This window comes from Pseudomonas mendocina, from assembly GCF_900636545.1.
GTDB lineage: Bacteria > Pseudomonadota > Gammaproteobacteria > Pseudomonadales > Pseudomonadaceae > Aquipseudomonas > Aquipseudomonas mendocina.
Map to the genome: position 1 here is coordinate 407,231 of NZ_LR134290.1, position 21,552 is coordinate 428,782.

A 21,552-nucleotide genomic window follows, 5' to 3' on the forward strand; every position below is an offset into this window, starting at 1 on the left:
AAGCGATTCGCGGCTGAAGCCGCTCCAACTGTTATTCAGGCCATCTGTGCCAGGGTCTTACGAAAGCGGCTCAGTGCCGCGATGAAGAACAGCGCGCCGATGCCGGCGATGGCCAGCATGTAGGGCCAGACGATCGCGAACCCCGCGCCGCGATAGAGAATGGCCTGGGCCAGCGCGACGAAGTGGGTGGTCGGCGCCGCCAGCATGATCTGCTGTACCAGCTCAGGCATGCTCTCGCGCGGTGTGGTGCCGCCGGAGAGGATCTGCAGCGGCAGCAGCACCAGGATGATCAATAGCCCCAGCTGCGGCATCGAGCGCGCCACCGTGCCGAAGAAGATGCCCATCGAGGTGGTGGCGAACAGGTGCAGCGCCGCGCCGGCCAGGAACAGCGCGATGGAACCCTCGATCGGCACCTGCAGCCAGCCTTGTACCACCAGCAGCAGCGACAGCGCCGCAGCTGTGAGCACCACCAGCCCCATCGACCAGACCTTGGCCAGCATGATTTCCAGCGGCGTCACCGGCATCACCAGCAGGTGTTCCACGGTGCCGTGCTCGCGCTCGCGGATCAGCGCCGCGCCAGTGAGGATGATCGACAGCATGGTGATCTGGTTGATCACCTCCATCACCGAGCCGAACCAGGCGCGCGTCAGGTTCGGGTTGAACTGTATGCGCAGCGCCAGTTCGGCCGGCTGCTGCAGCTCGCCACGGTAGCGGCGGACGAACTCGGCCACCTCGCTGGCGCCGATGTTCTGGATATAGCCGGCACCGGTGAAGGCCATGCTCACCTGGGTGGCGTCGACATTGAGCTGGATCGCCGGGCTGCGGCCAGCGAGTACGTCGCGCTGGAAGTCCGGCGGAATGTTCAGGGTGAAGGTGTAGCGCCCGGAATCCATGCCGCGATCCATTTCGCTCAGGTCGATGCGCTCCGGCGTGCGGAAGTAGGGCTCCTGGAAGGCCTGGATCAGACGTTCGGAAAGTTGCGACTGGTCCTCGTCGACCACGGCGATGGCGGCGTTGTGCAGGCTCTCCGGCATGCTGGTGGCAGCCGAGTAGATGCCCATGCTGAACGCCCAGAGGATCAGCAGCACCAGCGCCAGATCGTGCTGTAGGCTGCGCAGCTCCTTGATGCCGAGATGAAAGATATTGGCCAGGCGTTCCATCAGACCTCCTGTTTGCGCAGCAGGCTGGCGCTGAGCAGAGTCAGCAGCGGGATGGTCAGCGCCAGGGTGAGGAAGTAGCCGACCAGGTCATGGAATTCGAGCGCCTTGGAGAACAGCCCGCGGCTGATCACTAGGAACTGCGACGTAGGGTAGAGCTGGCCAACCAGGGCGCCGAATCCTTCCAGCGAGGCGACCGGGTAGATCAGCCCGGAGAACTGGATGGCCGGCAGCAGGGTGGCGATGGCGGTGCCGAACACCGCGGCGATCTGGCTCTTGGTGAAGGTCGACATCAGCAGGCCGAGGCCGGTGGCGCAGGCCAGGTAGAGCAGGGCGCCGGCCAGCAGGGTCAGCGGGTTGCCCTTGAGCGGTACGTCGAACACGGTGACCGCCAACAGCATCAGCAGGATGAAGTTGAACAGGCCCAGGGCGATGTAGGGCAACTGCTTGCCGAGCAGGAACTCCAGGCGGGTGACCGGGGTGACGTAGAGGTTGATGATCGAGCCCAGCTCCTTCTCGCGCACCACGCCCAGCGCCGTGAGCATCGCCGGGATGAGCATCAGCAGCAGCGGAATCACCGCCGGCACCATGGCCTTGAGGCTTTCCACGTCCGGGTTGTAGCGGTAGCGCACTTCCAGTTCGGCGGCGCTGGCAGCTTGTGGCTGGGGTGAGCGGCGCGCCAGTTCCGCCAGGTAGTGCTGATGCAGGCCGGTAACGTAGCCCTTGATGGTTTCGGCGCGGGTCGGCATGGCGCCGTCGATCCACATGCCGATCTGCGGGTTGTCGCCGTGCTTGAGGTCACGGCCGAAGTTCGGCGGAATCTCCACGGCAAGACTGATGTCGCCATTGCGCAGGCGATGCTCCAGCTCGTCGTAATCGGGGAGCGGCGCCTTCTCCAGGAAGTAACGCGAGCCGGACAGGTTCAGGTGGTACTCCTGGCTGGTGGTGGTCTGGTCGCGATCCAGTACGGCGAAGCTCAGATCCTCCACGTCGAGGCTGATGCCGTAGCCGATGATGAACAGCAGCAGCACCGTGCCGAGCAGTGCCATGCCGCCACGAATCGGGTCGCGGCACAGTTCCAGCGCCTCGCGCCGGGCGTAGCTGAGCAGGCGGCGCAAACTGAACAGCTGGCGCTGCGGTGGTGGTGCCTGTTCAAGCGGCGGCGCCTCGCTGGCGGGCTGTTCGCCAACCGCCTCCTGCAGGTAGGCGATGAAGGTGGCTTCGAGGCTATCCAGCCCGCGTTTTTCCATCAGACCCTGCGGCGTGTCGCTGTCGAGCACCTTGCCGGCATGCATCAGCGAGATGCGGTCGCAGCGCTGCGCCTCGTTCATGAAGTGGGTGGAGATGAAGATGGTCACGCCGTCCTGGCGCGACAGGTCGAGCATCAGTTGCCAGAAGCCGTCGCGGGCCACCGGGTCGACGCCCGAGGTGGGCTCGTCGAGGATCAGTATCTCCGGCTTGTGGATCACCGCCACGGCCAGCGACAGGCGCTGGCGTATGCCCAGCGGCAGGCGCTCGGGAAGCATGTCCATAACCTCGCCGAGGTCGAAGCGTGCGGCCATCTGCGCCACGCGTGGTTCGATCTCCTCGGTCGGGACATGGAACAGTTGCGCATGCAGCACCAGGTTCTGCCTTACGGTCAGTTCGCCATACAGGGAGAACGCCTGGGACATGTAGCCGACCCGCTTGCGCGTGGCCATGTCGCGAGGGTCGACGGCCTGGCCGAACAGCAGCGCCTCGCCCTCACTGGCCGGCAGCAGGCCAGTGAGCATCTTCATGGTGGTGCTCTTGCCGCAGCCGTTGGAGCCGAGAAAACCAAAGATCTCGCCACGACGGATGCGAAACGACACCGAATCGACAGCGACGAAATCACCGAAGCGCATGGTCAGGCACTTGGCCTCGATGGCGATCTCGTTGCTGCCATGCAGGGGCGGAATCACCACCTGCTGATGGCCGCGTCGGCGTTCCTCCGGCAGCAGGGCAATGAAGGCCTGCTCAAGGCTCGCGGTGCTGGTGCGTGCACGCAGGTCGGCCGGGCTGCCTTCGGCCAGCACGCGGCCGGCATCCATCGCCACCAGGTGATCGAAGCGGTCGGCCTCTTCCATGTAGGCGGTCGCCACGATCACGCTCATCTGCGGGCGCTGCCGGCGAATGCGCTCGATCAGCTCCCAGAACTGGTTGCGCGACAACGGATCGACGCCGGTGGTCGGCTCGTCGAGGATCAGCAGATCCGGGTCATGGATCAGCGCACAGCACAGCCCGAGTTTCTGTTTCATGCCGCCGGACAGCTTACCGGCCGGGCGCTCACGGAATGCTGCCATGCCGGTGCTGCGTAGCAGGTCGTCGATGCGCCGCTCGCGCTCGGCAGTATCCTGGCCAAACAGGCGGCCGAAGAAGTCGAGGTTCTCGAACACCGACAGCGTTGGATATAGGTTCTTGCCCAGGCCCTGCGGCATATAGGCAATGTGAGGGCATACAGTGCGCCGATGACGAGCATCGGCCATATCGCCACCGAGCACCTCGACCTGGCCGCCCTGAATCTTGCGCGCGCCAGCGACCAGCGCTAGCAGGCTCGATTTGCCGACGCCGTCCGGGCCGATCAGGCCGACCATGCTTCGGGCCGGCAATTGCAGATCGATGGCGTCGAGGGCGCGGGTCTGGCCGTAGCGCAGGCCGACGCCACTCAGGCGTGCGACCGGCGCGTTCATTGCGGGACCTTGATCGCCAGGTGTGCGGGCCATTCGGCCTCTGGGTCGAGGCGCAGGTAGGCCATGCCGGGCACACCGGTCTTGACCTGCTGCAGGTGCTTGCTCAAGAGCTCCGGATCGATGCGCGCCTTGACTCGGAACATCAGCTTCTCGCGTTCGCTCGCGGTCTCCACGGTCTTCGGGGTGAACTGGGCGACGCTGGCGACATAACTGACCTTGGCCGGGATCACGTACTGCGGTGCGGCGTCGATCACCAGGCGCACTTCGCTGCCGAGGGCGACGCGACCGGCCTGGCGCTCGGGCAGGAAGAAGGTCATGTAGACGTCGGTGAGGTCCACCAGATTGAGCAGCTTGCCGCCGGCACCGAGCACTTCGCCGGGTTGGGTGACGCGATACTGTACGCGCCCGGCGCGTGGCGCCTTTAGCTGGCTGTCGTCGATATCCACTTGCAGGCGCTCGACGCTGGCGCGTGCGGCGTCGGTCGCCGACTGCGCCTCGATGGCCTGCGACTGGGCTGCCGCTATACCGGCCTCGGCCGAGCTGACTTGCGCGCGCGCGGCTGCCAGCGCGGCCTCGGCGCTTTGCAGGCGGGCCAGGTCGTCATCCAGCTGTTGCTGAGCCATGGCGTTGCGCTTGACCAGGGTTTCGCTGCGCGCATGACGTTTACGCGCGGCATCCAGCTCGGCCTGGCGCTGGCGCACGACGGCCTCGGCAGTGAGTTTCTCGCTTTCGCGCAGGCGGATCTGGCTGGCCGCCGTGTTCTGGCCATTTTCGGCCTGGCGCAACTGGGCGCGGGCCTGGGCCAGCTGGGCTTCGAGCACTTGCGTGTCCATGCGCGCGAGAACCTGGCCTGGCTCGACGAAGTCACCTTCGTCGACCTCGATGCTGGCGACGCGCCCGGCGAGCTTGGTCGCCACATCCACTTCGGTGGCTTCGATACGCCCGTTACCGCTGGCGAACCCTTCGCCCAGGCCCTGTGGGCGTAGTTGCCACCAGGCCAGGGCGGCGAGTACCGCGACACCGGCGGCGATCAGAAAAGGCAGGCGACGTTGTGTATTCATCGGTCATATCCTTTCGTGAGCCTCTCCCTGGAGAGAGGCCATGAACAGGTTTCCATTGTCCGTCGCCACCAGTCTAGGTGGTTTGATGCAGGTCAACCGGGGATTGCTGCCAAAAGGCGGTGCGGTTGCGGCCGAGGTGTTTGGCCTGATAGAGCGCCTGGTCGCAGTGCGCGACCAGCTCGCCTGGCTGTTCGTCGCTGACCGGGTCGGCCGCCATGATGCCGATGCTCAGGGTCAGCCGGCCGAATGGGCTGGCCGGGTGGTGAATATCCAGGCTGGCAAGGGCTGTATGGATACGCGCGGCGACCTGCTCGGCACCCTCAAGGCCGGTGTTGGCCAGGATGATGGCGAATTCCTCTCCGCCATAGCGGCAAGCCGTGTCGCCTTCGCGTTGCAGGCTTTCGCGCAATGCGGAGCTGACCCTGCGCAGGGCGTCGTCGCCAGCCAGATGGCCTAGCGCATCGTTGTAGGCCTTGAAGTGGTCGATATCCAGCATCAGTAGAGCCAGGGGCGCGTCTATGCGGCGCAATCGACGCCATTCGGCGGCCAGTTGCTGGTCGAAATAGCGACGGTTGTACAACCCGGTCAGGCCATCGAGTTGCGACAGGCGCTGCAGTTGCGCCTCCAGTTGCAGGCGCTCGCTGTTATCGCGAGACACGGCGATCAGGTACTCGTGATCATGCAACTGCACCAGTTGAGTGTTGATCTCCGCTGGTTGGCGGCTGCCGTCGCGGCGAATCAGCTCGCGCTGAAAAATCCGCGAGAGGTTGTCGCGCTGCGCCTGACGTGCTTGCTCAAGCCAGCGATGAAAATCCGGCATGAGCTTTTCAGGGGCGTCGCGCAGCAGTTCGGCGAACTGTTCGGGACGGTAGCCGAGCGTAGCGTAGGTGGCCTGGTTCATGTGCAGCAGCTCGCGGCTGTCGCTGTCGAAGATGAACAGGCCATCGTGGCTGGAGTCGGTCAGGTCGAGCACCAGTTGCAGGCGCTCGCGGTTCTCGCGCAGGTGCTGCTCGGTCTCTTCACGGCGCTCGGCCTCCTGCTTGAAACGCCGGTTGGCCTGCTGCAGGGCATGAGCGCGGCGGCTGTTTTCCAGGGCCAGTGCCAGGGCTGCGACCAATAACAGGCTGATTGCCAGGCTGGCGCCGAGCGCGACGCCGGGTAGTGGCGTCTCCAGTTGGTCGAGCAACTGCGCAGTCGGGCTCAGGCGCAGGCTGAAACCCTGGTTGTTGAGCAGGTTCAGGCCCAGTTGCAGGCTGTTCCGATCATCGGTATCCGCCGTGCCATGGCGGAACAGGCTATGGCCGTTCTCCAGCAACTCCAGGTTGAAGTCTTCGCGATCGATCTGGGTGAGCAACTGCTGCATCAGCGGTTCGACGCGAAACACCCCCTGGAGAAAGCCGTCGAAGACCCTGGTTCCCTCCTGCTTGCGGTAAAGCGGGGTGTAGAGCACGAAGCCGCGACCGCCCTGAACCAGGTCGAAGCTGTTGGAGAAGCGCTGTTCGCCGGTCTGGCGGGCCTCCATGGCCAGCGGGTAGTTGGGATGTTCCGGGTACAGGTGAAAATTCAGCGCCGCTTCGTTGCCTTCCACCGGGAGCAGCCAGCGCATGTGCAGATCGTCACCGACCCACTGGATCGACTGGTAGGCGGGAAAGCCTTGCAGGACGCGCCGTACTTCTTCATCCCAGCTGGCGCGTGGCAGGCGGCCCAGGTTGTTCCACAGGCGGGCAATGCGTTCGAGGCTGGCGACCTCCAGGTGCAAGGTACTTTCCAGCTGGCGTGCCAGGCTACGTGCCTGGTAGCCGACGCGCTCATCGACGCGTTGCTGCTGAACGGCTTCGATTTGTCGCCAGAGCAGTACGCTGGCGCTGCTCAGGACGAATAACAGGAAGGCCAGCGCAAGGCGCGCTGGCCAGGCGGAGGATGCCGGCATGGATAACTCCCGAGGCTCTGTGTGGTGATAGCACAGTGCCGCGTTCGGCTCAACGCATGGCGAGAATCGCTGTCCACTCGGCCTCGGTCACCGGCATCACTGACAGGCGACTGCCGCGCTGAACCAATGCCAGGTCGGCGAGCAGAGGGTTGTTTTTCAGGTGTTGCAGAGGCAGCACTTCGCCGAAAGCCTCGACGAACTCCACGTCCAGGGCGCTCCAGGGGTTTTTCTCGGCGCTGGCCTTGGGGTCGTGATAGTGGCTTTGCGGGTCGAGCGCAGTAGGGTCCGGGTAGACCTCGCCCGCAATACGCGCGATGCCGGCAATGCCCGGTTGTGGGCAACTGGAGTGATAGAAGAAGAACAGGTCGCCCGGTTTCATCGCCCGCATGAAGTTGCGCGCCTGGTAATTACGCACGCCATCCCAGCGGGTTTTGCCCAGGCGTTGCAGGTCGAGAATGGACAGTTCATCGGGTTCGGACTTCATCAGCCAGTAAGGCATGAACTTTGCTCCTGCAGGTCTGTCCGTAAGCGGACGCTCGTTTGGGTGAAGTCTCCGACGGCCGGTTGGCGTCGGAAATTGCGCAGCGCCTTGTACTGGCGGAAAATGCCCGGCTAAACGCTTGGCGCCGTCTTGTTGCACACAACAATAACGCGCGACCAACGCGCGCATTGCCTTGAAGGGGGAGGCAATAGATGAAACGCAAGCCAGATCTTTTGTGGGTTCTCGTCGTACTGTTCAGCCTGGGTGTGGTTACCACGGGTTACACCCAGAGCCTTTGGGAGCGCCAGAGCGACGCTCCGATCAATGTAACGCAGCAGCCCTGATTCGCGGGCAGCCAGCGTAAGCGCCGCAGGGAACGCGGTGCCGCATCGCTCCACTCAATACCACGCCCTGTCCGTCACCGTCGCCTGCAAGGGCACGTCCCAACTGGCCATCGCCAGCTCGTCCACTCGCTGACATTCATGCGCCAGGCCCAGCAGTGTCGGCATGTGCCAATTTTTGCGCCTGCGCAGATAGGCCAGGCTGCGGTCATAGAAGCCACCGCCCATGCCCAGGCGCCCGCCGCGATCATCGAAGCCCACCAGCGGCAGCAGCACCAGATCCAGTGCCCAGACCTTGCGTTGACGCTTGGGCTGTGGACGCGGTTCGAGGATACGAAAGCGATTGCCCGCCAGTTTCTCGTGCCGGGTAACCTGCTGAAACACCATCTTGGTGCGTGGCCAGGCGCTGAGTACTGGCAGGTAGGTGCGTTTGCCGCGTTTCTGCGCGGCGGCCAGCAGCGGTCGCGGGTCGATCTCGCCATCGTTGGGCAGATACAGCGCGATATGCCTGGCTCGGCGAAACGCCGGGCTCTGCACCAGTTGCCGGTACAGGTTGCGTGCGGCAATGCGTTGCTGGCTGCGGCTGAGCGCACGGCGGCGTTGGCGCAGCACACGACGCAGTTGCGGGCGACTGAGTGGGGGGGGAGTAGTCATGAGCAAAGAATGGAGCGGGACAGGTAGTGACAGCTACCGGGAGAGAGGGTGACTTCCCAGCGTGCCGCTGTCGGTTTAGCCCTTGAACCCGAAAGTTCAAGGTGGAGGTTGCAGGAGGCGTTAAGGCTTTCCGTCGGGCGGACATGCACACCGGCCCCAACATGCAACCCCCGTGGTTGTGCGTATCGGCTCAGGGACATCCCCGACTGGCGCACACCCCAGGAAGTTGCGCCCAGTATACCCCAATGGAGCACTTGAGGGGCGGCCTGCGACGAACAGGCAGGCATGCCGGTGCTCAGGATGCCGAGTCGTCGGTCAGGGCCTGGTCGACGCGATCGAGCAGATCACGCACCTGCTGGCGGGTGGAGTTGGCGTCCTGGTCCAGACGCTGCTGCTTGTGCAGCAGGTCGTGGGTGATGTTCAGCGCGGCCATGACGGCAACGCGATCAGCGCCGATCACTTTGCCGCTGGTGCGGATTTCGCGCATCTTGCCGTCCAGGTAGCGGGCGGCACTTTCCAGGTTGGCGCGTTCATCCTGCGGGCAGGCGATGCAATATTCTTTGTCCAGAATGTGGACGGTCACGGTGTTCGACTGGGTCATGAGTCCTGCTCCAGGGCTTTGAGGCGCGAAATCATCGATTCGACCTTATGCCGGGCCAATTCGTTCTTTTCGATCAGATGAGCGCGTTCCTCGCGCCAGGCCTGTTCATTCGCCAGCAGGAGTCGGTTGTGAGCCTTTAGCTGCTCGACACGCTGGATCAGCAGTTCCAGCTTGGCGGTCAATGCGTGCAGTTCGGCGTCTTCCATGGGCTCTCGCTATGGGAGGGAATGGCTGGACTATATAGGCCTGTCCCGGTTACGGGTCAAACCACGGTTGGCAGTGATGTGATGCAGATGACGACATCACACCGGCGGCCTCGGATGGTCTTGGCGCGCTTGCCGGTGCTAGGATACGAGGCCTCCATTCTAGAGATTGCGCCGCCTGGCGCCTAGCTATCTATGTCGATTCCAAGTTCTCCCTACGCCGCCTTCGCCGCTCTGTTGAACAGTGCCGGGCATTCCGTTTCTCCTGCCGAACTGCACGGTCTGCTGCTCGGCCGTAGCTGCGCGGGTGCCGGCTTCGATGCCGACGCCTGGCTGCTCGACGCTGCCGACCTGCTCGGCGGCGAGCCGCAGGACAACGTGCGCCAGGCGCTGATCGGGCTGCAGGAAATGGTCAAGGGTGAGCTGTGCAGCGAGGACATCACCGTAGTGCTGCTGTTGCCCGATGACGAAACCCCGCTGGCGCAGCGTGCTGCCGCTCTGGGCCAATGGTGCCAGGGCTTTCTCGGCGGCTTCGGCCTGACTGCCCGGGACGGCGCGCTGAGTGCCGAGGCCATGGAAGTGTTGCAGGATCTCTCCGCCATCGCCCAGGTGCAGAGTGCCCTGGAAGAATCCGAAGATGGTGAGAGCGACTACATGGAGGTCATGGAGTACCTGCGCGTGGCACCGCTGCTGCTGTTTACCGAGTGTGCCAAGCCCGCTGTGCCCGCTGCCAAACCCTCCCTGCACTGATTGCCCGCCGGAGCCTGCCTTGATCAGCATCCCCAAGTCCGAATATGCCCGTCGGCGCAAGGCGCTGATGGCGCAGATGGAACCCAACAGCATCGCTATCCTGCCGGCGGCGCCGGTGTATATCCGCAACCGTGACGTCGAGCACGTCTATCGCCAGGACAGCGACTTCCAGTACCTCACCGGCTTTCCCGAGCCAGAGGCTGTGATGGCGCTGATTCCGGGGCGTGAGCATGGCGAATACGTGTTGTTCTGCCGTGAGCGTGATCCCGAGCGCGAGCTTTGGGATGGCCTGCGCGCCGGCCAGGACGGTGCGATCAGCAAGTTCGGCGCCGACGACGCGTTCCCCATTGGCGATATCGACGACATCCTGCCCGGGCTGATCGAAGGCCGCGAGCGTGTCTACTACGCCATCGGCTGCAACCAGGAGTTCGATCATCGGCTGATGGAGTGGGTCAACCACATCCGCGCCAAGGCTCGTCAGGGCGCCACGCCGCCGAACGAATTCGTCGCCCTCAATCACCTGCTGCATGACATGCGCCTGTACAAGTCGGCCGCGGAAGTGAAGGTGATGAAGGAGGCCGCCGAGATCAGTGCGCGCGCCCATGTACGCGCGATGCAGGCCAGCCGTGCCGGTCTGTACGAATACCACCTGGAAGCCGAGCTGGATTACGAGTTCCGCAAGGGCGGGGCGAAGATGCCGGCCTACGGTAGCATCGTCGCCGCCGGCAGGAATGCCTGCATCCTGCACTACCGCGAGAACGATGCAGCGCTCAAGGACGGTGATCTGGTGCTGATCGACGCAGGCTGCGAGATCGATTGCTACGCCAGCGACATCACCCGCACCTTCCCGGTCAGCGGCAGGTTTTCTCCAGAGCAGAAGGCCATCTACGAGCTGGTGCTGGCGTCGCAGGAGGCAGCCTTCAAGGAGATCGCCCCAGGCAAGCACTGGAACGAAGCGCATGAGGCCACCGTACGGGTGATCACTGCAGGTCTGGTGGAGCTTGGGCTGCTCAGTGGTGACGTCGACGAACTGATCGCCGGCGAAGCCTACAAACCTTTCTATATGCATCGCGCCGGTCACTGGCTGGGCATGGATGTGCACGATGTCGGCGATTACAAGGTCGGCGGCGAGTGGCGCGTGCTGGAGCCGGGCATGGCGATGACCGTCGAGCCGGGCATCTACATCGCCCCCGACAACGACAAGGTCGCCAAGAAATGGCGCGGCATCGGCGTGCGCATCGAGGATGACGTGGTGGTGACCAAGAAGGGCTGCGAGATTCTCACCGGCGGCGTGCCCAAGACCGTCGCCGAGATCGAGGCGTTGATGGCTGCTGCACGCACCGAGGCGGCCTGAGCCCATGTCCCGTGTGAACCTGGCGATCATCGGTGGTGGGTTGGTGGGTGCCAGCCTGGCGCTGGCCCTGCAGGACACTGCGCGCCAGCGTGGCTGGCGCATCGCCCTGATCGAACCCTTCGCCCCGGGCAGCGAATACCAGCCCAGCTACGACGCCCGCTCCACCGCGCTGTCCTACGGCAGCCGGCTGATCTACGAACGCCTTGGTCTGTGGCAAGGCATCGCCCAGCGGGCCGAGCCGATTTTGCAGATTCATGTGTCCGACCGCGGCCGTTTCGGCGCCGCGCGTCTGCAGGCCATCGAGGAAGGCGTGCCGGCGCTCGGCTACGTGGTGGAAAACGCCTGGATCGGCCACTGCCTGTGGCAGGCGTTGGATCAGGACGTGATCGAATGGCGCTGTCCGGCCGAGGTGGTCGGCATGCAGCGCCAGGGCGACGGCTATCGCCTGACCCTGAACGATGAAACCTGCCTCGACTGTGACCTGGCCGTACTCGCCGATGGCGGGCGCTCCGCTCTGCGTGAGCAGCTCGGCATCAACGTCAGCAACAAGCCTTATGGGCAGAGCGCGTTGATCGCCAACGTCAGCCCGCTGGAGGCGCATCGCGGCCAGGCCTTCGAGCGCTTCACCGATGACGGCCCGATGGCCATGCTGCCGTTGGAAGGCAACCGTTGTGCATTGGTCTGGACGCGTACCAACGCTGATGCCGAGCGCTTGTTGCGTGTCAGCGAGGCACAATTTCTCGCCGAATTGCAGCAGGCCTTCGGCTATCGTCTGGGCGCCTTGCAGCAGGTCGGCGCCCGGCACCTCTATCCCCTGAGTCTTGTCGAGGCGCAGGAGCAGGTGCGGGCGCATCTGGTGGTACTGGGCAACGCCGCGCACAGCCTGCACCCCATCGCAGGTCAGGGTTACAACCTGTCGCTGCGCGACACCCTGGCGCTGGCTGAGGTGTTGATCGCCAGCGAAGCGCCATTGGGCGATTTCGCCACGCTGCAGCGCTACCGCCAGCGGCAGCAGCTCGATCAGCAAATGACCGTCGGCTTCTCAGACCAGGTGACGCGTCTGTTCAGTAACGCCCAGCCACTGCTGGCAGCGGGGCGCAACCTGGGTTTGCTCGGCCTCGACCTGTTGCCACCGGCCAAGCGCTGGTTTGCCCGCCAGGCAATGGGTATGGGGACCCGTAATCTATGAAAAGCTCCGTAGAGTGCCTCGAGCGCGCCAATCGGAAGCCATGTTGCGCACAGCCTGGGCGGCCCCGCGACACCCTACGGATTAAGGAGTGATATGCGCGCGGATCTGATCATCGTCGGCGCCGGAATGGTCGGCAGCACGCTGGCCCTGGCGCTGGAGCGCAGCGGCCTGGATATCCTGATCGTCGACGGCAGCCCGCTCAGCGTATCGCCGTTCGATGCGCAGGCGCCATTCGAGCCGCGTGTCAGTGCCTTGTCGATGGCTAGCCAGCGCATCCTCGAGCGCCTGGGCGCCTGGCAAGGCATCGCAGCGCGGCGCGCCTGCCCCTATGGCGAAATGCGCGTGTGGGACGGTACCGGTACCGGCAGCATCCACTTCGCGGCCGCCAGCGTACATGCCGATACGCTGGGCCATATCGTCGAGAACCGTGTGGTGCAGGACGCCCTGCTCGAACGCCTGCACGACAGCCAGATCGGCCTGCTACCGGGCGCACGCCTGGAGCAGTTGCGCCGTAGCGGTGACGACTGGCTGCTGACTCTCACCGATGGCCGTCAACTGCGCACACCGTTGCTGGTAGCGGCCGATGGGGCCAATTCCGCAGTGCGGCGTCTGGCCGGTTGTGCCACCCGAGAGTGGGATTATCTGCATCACGCCATCGTCACCAGCGTCCGCTGCGAGCGCTCGCACCAGGCCACCGCCTGGCAGCGCTTCACCGATGACGGTCCGCTGGCTTTCCTGCCACTTGCAGGGCCGGCTGGTGAGCACTGGTGCTCGATCGTATGGTCCACCATCCCTGTCGAGGCCGAGCGTCTGATGGCGCTGGACGATGAGGGCTTCTGTGCCGAACTGGGTAAGGCCTTCGAGCAGCGCCTCGGTAAGGTGCTGCATGCCGACCGCAGGCTGTGCATCCCACTTCGCCAGCGTCATGCCAAGCGTTATGTCGAACCGGGGTTGGCGTTGATCGGCGATGCCGCGCACACCATCCACCCGCTCGCGGGGCAGGGTGTCAATCTGGGCTTCCTCGATGCCGCGGTGCTCGCCGAGGTGTTGCTGCACGCCGCCGAGCGCGGCGAGAGTTTGAGCGAGGAGCGTGTGCTGAGCCGCTTCGAGCGTCGGCGCATGCCGCACAATCTGGCGATGATGGCCGCGATGGAAGGCTTTCAGCGCTTGTTCCAGGCTGATCCGCTGCCGTTGCGTCTGCTGCGCAACGTCGGGCTCGATCTGGTGGATGGCCAGGCCGAAGCCAAGGCACTGTTCGTGCGCCAGGCGCTTGGGCTGTCTGGCGACCTGCCGAAGCTGGCGAAGGCCTGACCACCGCTTTACCTGTCATGGATGAATGAGGAGTGTGCAATGAAGCACCTAGTGCAATACCTGCTTGTGGCGGCAATTTCATTTTCTGCGGGCTGCGGCACCATGGCCGGCCGCGGCGGCGCCGCAGAGCCGATGCCAGTGGAGACCTATAAGAGCGTCAATGGCGATCTTCACCTGTTGGGATTGCGCCCTGGCCCCAGCGGTAGCGGCAATGCCGGGGCGGTCATCTGCCTGATTAGCATCGTCTGTCCGCTTATGGTGGTGGTGTCGCTGCCAGTCGATGCAGTGATCGACACACTGCTGTTGCCGGCGGATCTGATGGCGGCCCGTGAGCCCGAAAATACCTTGTAATAACTGGCGTCCTTCGCTTCAGCTTTTACATTGAGAAGGCAAATAGCATTCACTACTATTCAGCCACTTTAGATTTCAACTCAATGAGGCTGGTTCAATGAAGGCTCGTAACGCTCTGCTCGCTGCATTCACCCTCAGCACCCTGGCGACTGCCGTCCAGGCCGCCGATGAAGTAGTGGTCTATTCCTCGCGAATCGATGAGCTGATCAAGCCGGTGTTCGATGCCTACACCGCCAAGACCGGCGTGAAGGTCAAGTTCATCACCGACAAGGAAGCTCCGCTGATCGCGCGCCTCAAGGCCGAAGGCGCAAACACCCCAGCCGACATGCTGATCACCGTCGATGCCGGCAACCTCTGGCAGGCCGAGCAGGAAGGCGTGCTGCAGCCGACCAAGTCCGACGTGATCGATGCCAACATCCCTGCCCAGTATCGCTCCAGCACCTACAGCTGGACCGGCCTGTCGCTGCGTGCGCGGACCATTTTCTACTCCACCGAGCGCGTCAAGCCCGAAGAGCTGTCCACCTACGAAGCGCTGGCCGACAAGAACTGGGAAGGCCGCCTGTGCCTGCGTACCAGCAAGAAGGTTTACAACCAGTCGCTGACCGCCACCCTGATCGAAACCCACGGCGCCGAGAAGACCGAGGAGATCGTCAAAGGCTGGGTCAACAACCTGGCCACCGACGTGTTCCCGGATGACACCGCGCTGCTGCAGGCCATCGATGCGGGCCAGTGCGATGTGGGCATCACCAACACCTATTACTATGGCCGCCTGCACAAGCAGCAGCCGGACCTGAAGGTCAAGCCGTTCTGGCCGAACCAGAACGACCGTGGCGTACACGTCAACCTGGCCGGCGCCGGCGTCACCAAGCACGCCCCGCACGCCGAAGAAGCCAAGAAACTGCTGGAGTGGATGACCACCCCGGAAGCGCAGAGCATCTTCGCCGGCGTCAACCAGGAGTTCCCGGCCAACCCGGCGGTCGCACCGTCTGAAGAGGTGGCTGCCTGGGGTACCTTCAAGGCCGATTCCATCGCCACCGAAGTGGCCGGCAAGCGCCAGGCCGAGGCGACCATGCTGATGGATCGCGCCGGCTGGCAGTAAAGGGGATCGTGCCCACGCTCCGCGTGGGTACGTCGCCAGTGACGCTCCGCGTCACGCCTGTTGGTTTCTGACGCTGGAGCGTCGAGAGCTGCATTCCCACAAGGAACGTGGGAACGATCATCGACGAGCACAGCGCTGCCGTTATACTGCGACGCCCCGCCTAGCCGGGGCGTTGTCTTTTCCGTAGTCGAGGAATCCGCGTGCCGCATCCCGTCCAGCGTCGCTGGTACCCCATCGTCCTTGCCGTCGCCGCTCTGGTGCTGATGCCGCTGTCGGTCTTGCTGCTGAGCTGGCATGAGGTCGATCAGCAGATCTGGACGCATCTGTGGCAGACACAGATGGCGCGGCTGATCGGCAACACGGCGACTCTGGTGCTTGGCGTTGGCGTCGGTGTGACGCTGCTGGGCGTCAGCCTGGCCTGGCTCACCAGTCTCTGCGAGTTCCCCGGCCGGCGCTGGCTGGACTGGGCGCTGATGTTGCCCTTCGCCATTCCCGCCTACGTGCTGGCCTTCGTTTTCGTCGGTCTGCTGGATTTCGCAGGTCCCGTACAGACGCTGCTGCGCGAGTGGTTTGGCAGTGGCCTGCGCCTACCGCGAGTGCGCTCCACTGGCGGTGTGATCATCGTCCTGGTGCTGGTGTTCTACCCCTACGTCTACCTGCTCGCTCGTGGCGCATTTCTGGCTCAGGGCAAGGGGTTGATGGAGGCGGCGCGGGTGCTCGGGCAGAGCCCCTGGCAAGCCTTCTGGCGTGTGGCGTTGCCGATGGCACGCCCGGCCATCGGTGCCGGCCTGGCACTGGCGATCATGGAAACACTGGCCGACTTCGGCGCGGTATCGGTGTTCAACTTCGATACCTTCACCACGGCGATCTACAAGACCTGGTACAGCTTCTACAGTCTGACCAGTGCAACCCAGCTGGCGAGCCTGCTGCTGCTGGCTGTGGCCCTGGTGCTCTATGGCGAGCGTCGCGCTCGTGGCGCCGCGCGGCCGGCCAACGAGCGGCCGCGCGGCAAGGCGCTGTACCACCTGCGCGGCTGGAAGGCCTTCGCCGCCAGCGCCTGGTGTGGTCTGGTGTTCGCCTGCGCCTTCGTCATTCCGTTGCTGCAGTTGCTGGCCTGGTTCTGGCAGCGCGGTCGCTTCGACCTCGATGAACGCTACGCCGGGCTCATCCTGCACACCCTTTATCTGGGCGGTATGGCGGCGCTGATTACGGTCAGCGTGGCCATGCTGCTGGCCTTCGCCCGCCGACAGGCGCCGACGCGCGGTGTGCGTCTTGGCGTCGCGCTGGGCAACCTGGGCTATGCCCTGCCAGGTTCGGTGCTGGCGGTGGCGATCATGCTGGCGTTCAGCTTTCTCGATCGCGAGCTGGTGATTCCGCTGTCCACGGCGTTGGGCGGTGCGGGCAAACCGCTGCTGATGGGGAGCCTGACGGCGTTGCTGGTGGCCTACCTGATCCGCTTCATGGCAGTGGCCTTCGGGCCGCTGGAAACCAGCTTGGCGCGGATCCGTCCGTCGCTTCCAGAGGCGTCGCGCAGTCTCGGCGTCGGCGGCGTCGGGCTGTTCTTCAAGGTCTACCTGCCGCTGCTGTTGCCGGGCACCCTGTCCGCCGCGCTGCTGGTGTTCGTCGACGTGCTCAAGGAAATGCCGGCGACCCTGCTGATGCGTCCGTTCGGCTGGGACACGCTGTCGGTACGAGTATTCGAAATGACCAGCGAAGGCGAATGGGCGCGCGCCGCGCTGCCGGCGCTGACCCTGGTGCTGGTCGGCCTGCTGCCGGTGATTTTGCTGATAAGGCGTTCGGCCCGCAGCTTCGGTTGAGGCGAGTCCTTGCCACGGGGGCGACCTTTGGTCAGATGACCCCCGCCGACCTTGCGGCTACAATGCGCGCCATTCGCGAGCCGGCCCATCCGGCAGACGTGTCGAGAAGCGTAGGCGAGGCGGCCAGTGCAAGGCGCAGCCAGGCGAAAAAGCGGAGTGTGCTTTTGCACATGAGCATTTTGAGCCTGGCTGTAACGCAGCAATGGCAACGCAGCTAGCTTCTCGGGGGTCTGAATCGCTTCGCCAAGCCCGGAAGGAGATTTACCCATGGGACAGCGCACCCCCCTCTATGACCTGCACCTGGCGCTGGGGGCCAAGATGGTGGACTTCGGCGGCTGGGACATGCCGCTGCACTACGGTTCGCAAGTCGAGGAGCATCATCAGGTGCGCCGCGACTGCGGCGTGTTCGACGTCTCGCACATGTGTGTGGTGGACCTGAGCGGCAGTCAGGCGCAAGCCTACCTGCAGCGTCTGCTGGCCAATGACGTGGCCCGCCTGGAGAACCCCGGCAAGGCGCTGTACAGCGCCATGCTCAATGAGCAGGGCGGCGTGATCGATGACCTGATCGTCTACCTCACCGAAGGCGGCTACCGCCTGGTGCTCAACGCCGGTACCCGTGACAAGGACCTGGCATGGATGCATGCGCAAGCGGGTGACTTCGATGTGCAGCTGCACGAGCGTCGCGATCTGGCCATGCTCGCCATTCAGGGGCCGAAAGCCCGGGCGCGTGTCTCAGAGCTGCTGACGCAGGCACGTGCGGCGCTGATCCATGAACTCAAGCCGTTCCAGGGGCTGCCAGAGGGTGACTGGTTCATCGCCCGAACCGGTTATACCGGTGAGGATGGTCTGGAAATCGTGCTGCCGGTGACCGAGGTGGTGTCCTTCCTCAACGATCTGGTCGGCGCCGGTATTTCGCCCATCGGCCTGGGCGCCCGCGACACCCTGCGCCTGGAAGCGGGCATGAACCTCTACGGCCAGGACATAGACGAGCAGGTCAGCCCGCTGGCTGCCAACATGGCCTGGACCATCGCCTGGGAGCCCGTTGCGCGAGATTTCATCGGTCGCTCGGCGCTGGAGGCGCAGCGCGCCACAGGTTGTCCGAGCAAGCTGGTTGGCCTGGTGCTGGAAGAGCGCGGTGTGCTGCGCGCGCACCAGGTCGTGCGTGTCGAGGGCATTGGCGAGGGTGAGATCACCAGTGGTAGTTTCTCGCCAACGCTGAACAAATCCATCGCGCTGGCACGGGTTCCGGCCGCGACCGGGGACCGTGCCGAGGTGGAAATCCGTGGCAAGTGGTACCCGGTGCGTGTGGTCAGGCCGAGCTTCGTCCGTCACGGCAAAACGCTAATTTGAATGATCAGGCCGCGGCGCAGGCCTTTCCCTCCTGCCGCGGCCTGCTAAATTGTCCTGACGGCCCACCTGCCGTCATCGCCTACGAGGAATCGAACATGAGCAATATCCCCGCCGATCTGCGTTATGCCTCCAGCCACGAGTGGGCTCGTCTGGAAGCTGACGGTAGCGTGACCGTGGGCATTTCCGACCACGCCCAGGAAGCCCTCGGCGACGTGGTATTCATCGAACTGCCGGAAGTCGGCAAGCAACTGAACGCTGGCCAGGAGGCGGGTGTGGTGGAGTCGGTCAAGGCGGCCTCCGACATCTACGCGCCAGTGGGCGGCGAAGTGATCGCGATCAACGAAGCACTGGCAGACAGCCCGGAAAGCGTCAACAGCGACCCGTACGGCAGCTGGTTCTTCAAGCTCAAGCCAAGCGATGCCAGCGAGCTGGACAAGCTGCTGGACGCCGCGGCCTATGAGGCTGCTGCTGACGCCGACGCCTGATTCATCTGGCTTCGACCCGGAAACCCGCCAAGGCGGGTTTCTGCGTTTCTGGGTTCTGCTAATGAATTCGCATGTAGGGCGTCAGTGGTAGCCGTATGTAACCGACGATATCCCGTGTGGGAGGCGCTTCAGCGGCGAGCTCTTGTCGCGGCTAAAGCCCCTCCCACGATTTGTACTGTGCATGTATCGGTTGATGCAGGTAGGCGTGCTCTGGCAAGGCCCGTTCAATTCCCTCTTTAACCGCTGGTCGGTTGGGCTAACACTTATCTGAAATACAATATATAAAAATACATATTGTATTAAGTGAAGGTGTCCCGTGGCCGAATCCATCGATATCCAGCAATTGCGCGCCAATGCCGATGCTGCTGGGCAACTGCTCAAGGCACTGGCCAACCCGGATCGTCTGCTGCTGCTCTGCCAGCTGTCGCAGGGCGAGCGCAACGTCAGCGATCTGGAGATGCTACTCGGCATTCAGCAGCCTACGTTGTCGCAACAGCTCGCGGTGCTGCGTCGCGAGGGGCTGGTGGAAACCCGTCGCGACGGTAAGCAGATCTTCTATCGCATCAGCAGCCCGGCGGCGCTGGCGGTGATCGAGACGCTCTACCGGCTGTTCTGCGAGGGGGGCGATGAACATCGACTGGACCAGCTTCACACCCTGGAGCGCTTTGGCTGGTGGTGCGCTGATCGGCCTGGCAGCGTCCGTGTTTGCTTTGGTCAATGGCCGGGTAGCAGGTATCAGTGGCCTGCTCGGAAGCCTGCTGCAGCGTCAGGCCGAAGGGCGGGGCGAGAAGGCCGCCTTTCTGCTTGGCCTGCTACTGGCGCCAGGGCTTTGGGTGATGTTCGCTGCCTTGCCGATGATTCATTTCGAAACCGGCAGCCTCGGCCTGATCGTGGCCGGTTTGCTGGTCGGCATCGGTACTCGCTATGGCTCGGGTTGCACCAGCGGCCATGGTGTTTGTGGCATTTCCCGCCTGTCGCCGCGTTCGCTGGTGGCCACCTTGTGCTTCATGGCCACTGGGTTCGCCACGGTGTTCGTCCTGCGTCACCTGCTGGAGAGCTGAACATGGCCAAGCTCACTGCCTTCGTCTGCGGATTGCTGTTCGGTCTCGGTGTGCTGCTGGCCGGCATGGCTGACCCAGCCAAGGTGCTGGCGTTTCTCGATCTGGCCGGCGACTGGGACCCGTCGCTGGCGCTGGTTATGGCCGGTGCCATTGGCGCTGCCGCGCTACCGCTGAACCTGGCCCAGCGGCGTGCCAGGAGCCTGCTCGGTGGCACCATGCAGATGCCGACCCGGCGCGATCTGGATGCCCGGCTGGTGCTTGGCAGTCTGCTGTTTGGTGTTGGCTGGGGGATTGCCGGCATCTGCCCGGGGCCGGCCTTGGCCGTCCTGCTGTCCGGGCACTGGCAGCCGCTGCTGTTCGTTGCCGCGATGCTGGCAGGCATGCTGATCTTTGCCGCGCTGGAGGGGAGGCGCAGAGCTTGATATGAATCGCCTCGATGCTACCGATGTGAGGAACGCTCGGTCGCCGCTTGCACATCGCTGTCCGCAAATGAAATGAAACAAATCGACTGAGAAGAGATGCATGTGCCGCTTGATGCAGATCAAGCTGAGCCGGGTTTGCGCTGGGCATGGTCAGGCCATAACCAGAACAGCCAATACCTGAGGAGATACACACATGCGCACTCTGACTCTGCTGGCCGGATTGTGCCTGGGCGCCAGCGCCTGGGCCAATCTACCGGCCAACGAACCTGTCGCGCCGATCGCACCGGCCGAGATCACCGATCCGGCCAAGGTGGAACTGGGCAAGCAGCTGTTCTTTGACCCGCGCCTGTCGCGCTCGGGGTTCATCTCCTGCAACTCCTGCCACAACCTGTCGATGGGCGGCAGCGACAACCTGCCCAGCTCCATCGGCCATAACTGGCAGCAAGGACCGATCAATTCACCGACCGTGCTCAATTCCAGCCTCAATCTCGCGCAGTTCTGGGATGGTCGTGCTGCTGATCTCAAGGAACAGGCCGCTGGACCTATCGCCAATCCGATGGAGATGGCGTTCACTCACGTTCTGGCTATCGACGTGCTGCGTTCGATCCCGCAGTACCGTGAGTCGTTCAAGGCCGTGTACCAGACCGACGAAATCACCCTCGATGAGGTGACCGATGCAATCGCCGAGTTCGAAAAGACCCTGGTCACGCCCAACTCGCGCTTCGATCTGTGGCTCAAGGGCGACCAGCAGGCCATCACCCAGACTGAACTGGAGGGTTACCAGCTGTTCAAGTCCATCGGCTGCGTCGCCTGCCACAACGGCCCGGCGCTGGGTGGCAACTCGTTCCAGAAGATGGGCTTGGTCGAACCCTATGAAACCAGCAACCCGGCCGAGGGCGTGGCGGGTCTGACCGGCAAGGATGCGGACCGCTTCAAGTTCAAGGTGCCGACTCTGCGCAACGTCGAGCTGACCTATCCCTACTTCCATGATGGCGCCTACTGGAAGTTGGAAGAGTCGGTGGACATCATGGCGCGTCTGCAGCTCGGGCGGCAGCTGAGCACCGATGAGATCGGCAAGATCACTGCCTTTCTGAAGACCCTGACTGGCGAGCAGCCGAGTTTCGCCCTGCCGATCCTGCCGCCGTCTAACAATGACACACCGCGGCCGCAGCCATTCGAGTGAGTTGGCTGTAACGCAAACGTCCGGCATGTGCCGGGCGTTTGCGT

Annotated in this window: 21 protein-coding genes, 1 other RNA gene and 1 pseudogene; 14 read left to right on the plus strand and 9 right to left on the minus strand. The window is 63.9% G+C overall.

Features of this window, described 5'->3' with window-relative positions; genetic code table 11:
- Positions 1–35: 35 nt before the first annotated feature.
- The 5 genes from EL191_RS01950 to EL191_RS01970 form a co-directional block, all read right to left on the minus strand.
- Positions 36–1,160: an ABC transporter permease gene (locus EL191_RS01950; RefSeq protein WP_041976112.1), complete on the minus strand. Its 1,125-nt coding sequence runs from the start codon at positions 1,158–1,160 to the stop codon at positions 36–38.
- Positions 1,160–3,865: a ribosome-associated ATPase/putative transporter RbbA gene (gene rbbA / locus EL191_RS01955; protein ID WP_041976114.1), complete on the minus strand. Its 2,706-nt coding sequence runs from the start codon at positions 3,863–3,865 to the stop codon at positions 1,160–1,162. Before rbbA ends, EL191_RS01950 begins: the two co-directional genes overlap by 1 nt.
- On the minus strand, positions 3,862–4,926 hold the full coding sequence (locus EL191_RS01960) for an HlyD family secretion protein (protein ID WP_041976116.1): 1,065 nt from the start codon (positions 4,924–4,926) through the stop codon (positions 3,862–3,864). Before EL191_RS01960 ends, rbbA begins: the two co-directional genes overlap by 4 nt.
- A 73-nt stretch (positions 4,927–4,999) precedes the next feature.
- Entirely contained in the window at positions 5,000–6,856 is a 1,857-nt protein-coding gene (locus EL191_RS01965) for a sensor domain-containing diguanylate cyclase (protein WP_041976118.1), read from the minus strand.
- Between the two features lie 49 nt (positions 6,857–6,905).
- Positions 6,906–7,355, minus strand: a complete 450-nt coding sequence (locus tag EL191_RS01970; RefSeq protein WP_013713529.1) for an EVE domain-containing protein — start codon at positions 7,353–7,355, stop codon at positions 6,906–6,908.
- A gap of 194 nt (positions 7,356–7,549) precedes the next feature.
- Here EL191_RS01970 and EL191_RS24635 point away from each other — a divergent pair, with 194 nt between their 5' ends.
- A complete protein-coding gene (locus EL191_RS24635; RefSeq protein ID WP_013713530.1) occupies positions 7,550–7,681 on the plus strand; it encodes a hypothetical protein in 132 nt (43 codons plus the stop codon).
- Positions 7,682–7,735: 54 nt separating this feature from the next.
- Here EL191_RS24635 and EL191_RS01975 read toward each other — a convergent pair whose 3' ends face one another.
- The 4 genes from EL191_RS01975 to EL191_RS01990 form a co-directional block, all read right to left on the minus strand.
- Positions 7,736–8,332 carry a 5-formyltetrahydrofolate cyclo-ligase gene (locus tag EL191_RS01975; protein ID WP_041976120.1) on the minus strand — a complete coding sequence of 199 codons (597 nt, stop codon included), beginning with the start codon at positions 8,330–8,332 and terminating at the stop codon, positions 7,736–7,738.
- Between the two features lie 49 nt (positions 8,333–8,381).
- A non-coding RNA gene (ssrS, locus tag EL191_RS01980) (6S RNA) lies at positions 8,382–8,560 on the minus strand.
- A gap of 67 nt (positions 8,561–8,627) precedes the next feature.
- On the minus strand, positions 8,628–8,933 hold the full coding sequence (locus tag EL191_RS01985) for a cell division protein ZapA (protein ID WP_013713532.1): 306 nt from the start codon (positions 8,931–8,933) through the stop codon (positions 8,628–8,630).
- Complete coding sequence (locus tag EL191_RS01990) at positions 8,930–9,139, minus strand: TIGR02449 family protein (RefSeq protein ID WP_013713533.1); 210 nt, start codon at positions 9,137–9,139, stop codon at positions 8,930–8,932. Before EL191_RS01990 ends, EL191_RS01985 begins: the two co-directional genes overlap by 4 nt.
- A 192-nt stretch (positions 9,140–9,331) precedes the next feature.
- Between EL191_RS01990 and EL191_RS01995 the strand changes: the two genes are divergently transcribed.
- From EL191_RS01995 to EL191_RS02055, 13 genes and pseudogenes are all read left to right on the plus strand, one after another.
- Complete coding sequence (locus EL191_RS01995) at positions 9,332–9,886, plus strand: YecA/YgfB family protein (protein ID WP_017363842.1); 555 nt, start codon at positions 9,332–9,334, stop codon at positions 9,884–9,886.
- Between the two features lie 19 nt (positions 9,887–9,905).
- Positions 9,906–11,240, plus strand: coding sequence for a Xaa-Pro aminopeptidase (gene pepP / locus EL191_RS02000; RefSeq protein ID WP_080764239.1), 1,335 nt, complete (start codon positions 9,906–9,908; stop codon positions 11,238–11,240).
- A gap of 4 nt (positions 11,241–11,244) precedes the next feature.
- Positions 11,245–12,429 (plus strand): 2-octaprenyl-6-methoxyphenyl hydroxylase, encoded by a 1,185-nt coding sequence (gene ubiH, locus EL191_RS02005; RefSeq protein WP_041976122.1) that lies wholly within the window; start codon positions 11,245–11,247, stop codon positions 12,427–12,429.
- Between the two features lie 93 nt (positions 12,430–12,522).
- Positions 12,523–13,740 (plus strand): 2-octaprenyl-3-methyl-6-methoxy-1,4-benzoquinol hydroxylase, encoded by a 1,218-nt coding sequence (locus tag EL191_RS02010; RefSeq protein ID WP_041976124.1) that lies wholly within the window; start codon positions 12,523–12,525, stop codon positions 13,738–13,740.
- A 39-nt stretch (positions 13,741–13,779) separates the two neighbouring features.
- Positions 13,780–14,091 (plus strand): YceK/YidQ family lipoprotein, encoded by a 312-nt coding sequence (locus EL191_RS02015; RefSeq protein WP_013713538.1) that lies wholly within the window; start codon positions 13,780–13,782, stop codon positions 14,089–14,091.
- 97 nt (positions 14,092–14,188) lie between these two features.
- Positions 14,189–15,190: an extracellular solute-binding protein gene (locus EL191_RS02020; RefSeq protein ID WP_041976126.1), complete on the plus strand. Its 1,002-nt coding sequence runs from the start codon at positions 14,189–14,191 to the stop codon at positions 15,188–15,190.
- Positions 15,191–15,390: 200 nt separating this feature from the next.
- Positions 15,391–17,007: an ABC transporter permease gene (locus EL191_RS02025; RefSeq protein WP_041976128.1), complete on the plus strand. Its 1,617-nt coding sequence runs from the start codon at positions 15,391–15,393 to the stop codon at positions 17,005–17,007.
- A 267-nt stretch (positions 17,008–17,274) separates the two neighbouring features.
- Positions 17,275–18,357 carry a glycine cleavage system aminomethyltransferase GcvT gene (gene gcvT, locus EL191_RS02030; protein WP_041976129.1) on the plus strand — a complete coding sequence of 361 codons (1,083 nt, stop codon included), beginning with the start codon at positions 17,275–17,277 and terminating at the stop codon, positions 18,355–18,357.
- 95 nt (positions 18,358–18,452) lie between these two features.
- Positions 18,453–18,842, plus strand: coding sequence for a glycine cleavage system protein GcvH (gcvH, locus tag EL191_RS02035; protein WP_026042245.1), 390 nt, complete (start codon positions 18,453–18,455; stop codon positions 18,840–18,842).
- A gap of 316 nt (positions 18,843–19,158) precedes the next feature.
- A pseudogene (locus tag EL191_RS02040) lies at positions 19,159–19,365 on the plus strand (ArsR/SmtB family transcription factor); the annotation flags it as partial.
- A 103-nt stretch (positions 19,366–19,468) separates the two neighbouring features.
- Positions 19,469–19,903, plus strand: coding sequence for a YeeE/YedE family protein (locus tag EL191_RS02045; protein WP_017363835.1), 435 nt, complete (start codon positions 19,469–19,471; stop codon positions 19,901–19,903).
- A gap of 2 nt (positions 19,904–19,905) precedes the next feature.
- Complete coding sequence (locus tag EL191_RS02050; RefSeq protein WP_013713545.1) at positions 19,906–20,325, plus strand: DUF6691 family protein; 420 nt, start codon at positions 19,906–19,908, stop codon at positions 20,323–20,325.
- Positions 20,326–20,518: 193 nt separating this feature from the next.
- Entirely contained in the window at positions 20,519–21,508 is a 990-nt protein-coding gene (locus EL191_RS02055) for a cytochrome-c peroxidase (protein WP_013713546.1), read from the plus strand.
- The last annotated feature ends 44 nt before the right edge of the window (positions 21,509–21,552 follow it).

Coding starts and splice junctions, on each gene's coding strand:
- EL191_RS01950 (WP_041976112.1), bottom strand. CDS start 1,160: ATGGAACGCCTGGCCAATATCTTTCATCTCGGCATCAAGGAGCTGCGC.
- rbbA (WP_041976114.1), bottom strand. CDS start 3,865: ATGAACGCGCCGGTCGCACGCCTGAGTGGCGTCGGCCTGCGCTACGGC.
- EL191_RS01960 (WP_041976116.1), bottom strand. CDS start 4,926: ATGAATACACAACGTCGCCTGCCTTTTCTGATCGCCGCCGGTGTCGCG.
- EL191_RS01965 (WP_041976118.1), bottom strand. CDS start 6,856: ATGCCGGCATCCTCCGCCTGGCCAGCGCGCCTTGCGCTGGCCTTCCTG.
- EL191_RS01970 (WP_013713529.1), bottom strand. CDS start 7,355: ATGCCTTACTGGCTGATGAAGTCCGAACCCGATGAACTGTCCATTCTC.
- EL191_RS24635 (WP_013713530.1), top strand. CDS start 7,550: ATGAAACGCAAGCCAGATCTTTTGTGGGTTCTCGTCGTACTGTTCAGC.
- EL191_RS01975 (WP_041976120.1), bottom strand. CDS start 8,332: ATGACTACTCCCCCCCCACTCAGTCGCCCGCAACTGCGTCGTGTGCTG.
- EL191_RS01985 (WP_013713532.1), bottom strand. CDS start 8,933: ATGACCCAGTCGAACACCGTGACCGTCCACATTCTGGACAAAGAATAT.
- EL191_RS01990 (WP_013713533.1), bottom strand. CDS start 9,139: ATGGAAGACGCCGAACTGCACGCATTGACCGCCAAGCTGGAACTGCTG.
- EL191_RS01995 (WP_017363842.1), top strand. CDS start 9,332: ATGTCGATTCCAAGTTCTCCCTACGCCGCCTTCGCCGCTCTGTTGAAC.
- ubiH (WP_041976122.1), top strand. CDS start 11,245: ATGTCCCGTGTGAACCTGGCGATCATCGGTGGTGGGTTGGTGGGTGCC.
- EL191_RS02010 (WP_041976124.1), top strand. CDS start 12,523: ATGCGCGCGGATCTGATCATCGTCGGCGCCGGAATGGTCGGCAGCACG.
- EL191_RS02015 (WP_013713538.1), top strand. CDS start 13,780: ATGAAGCACCTAGTGCAATACCTGCTTGTGGCGGCAATTTCATTTTCT.
- EL191_RS02020 (WP_041976126.1), top strand. CDS start 14,189: ATGAAGGCTCGTAACGCTCTGCTCGCTGCATTCACCCTCAGCACCCTG.
- gcvT (WP_041976129.1), top strand. CDS start 17,275: ATGGGACAGCGCACCCCCCTCTATGACCTGCACCTGGCGCTGGGGGCC.
- gcvH (WP_026042245.1), top strand. CDS start 18,453: ATGAGCAATATCCCCGCCGATCTGCGTTATGCCTCCAGCCACGAGTGG.
- EL191_RS02045 (WP_017363835.1), top strand. CDS start 19,469: ATGAACATCGACTGGACCAGCTTCACACCCTGGAGCGCTTTGGCTGGT.
- EL191_RS02050 (WP_013713545.1), top strand. CDS start 19,906: ATGGCCAAGCTCACTGCCTTCGTCTGCGGATTGCTGTTCGGTCTCGGT.
- EL191_RS02055 (WP_013713546.1), top strand. CDS start 20,519: ATGCGCACTCTGACTCTGCTGGCCGGATTGTGCCTGGGCGCCAGCGCC.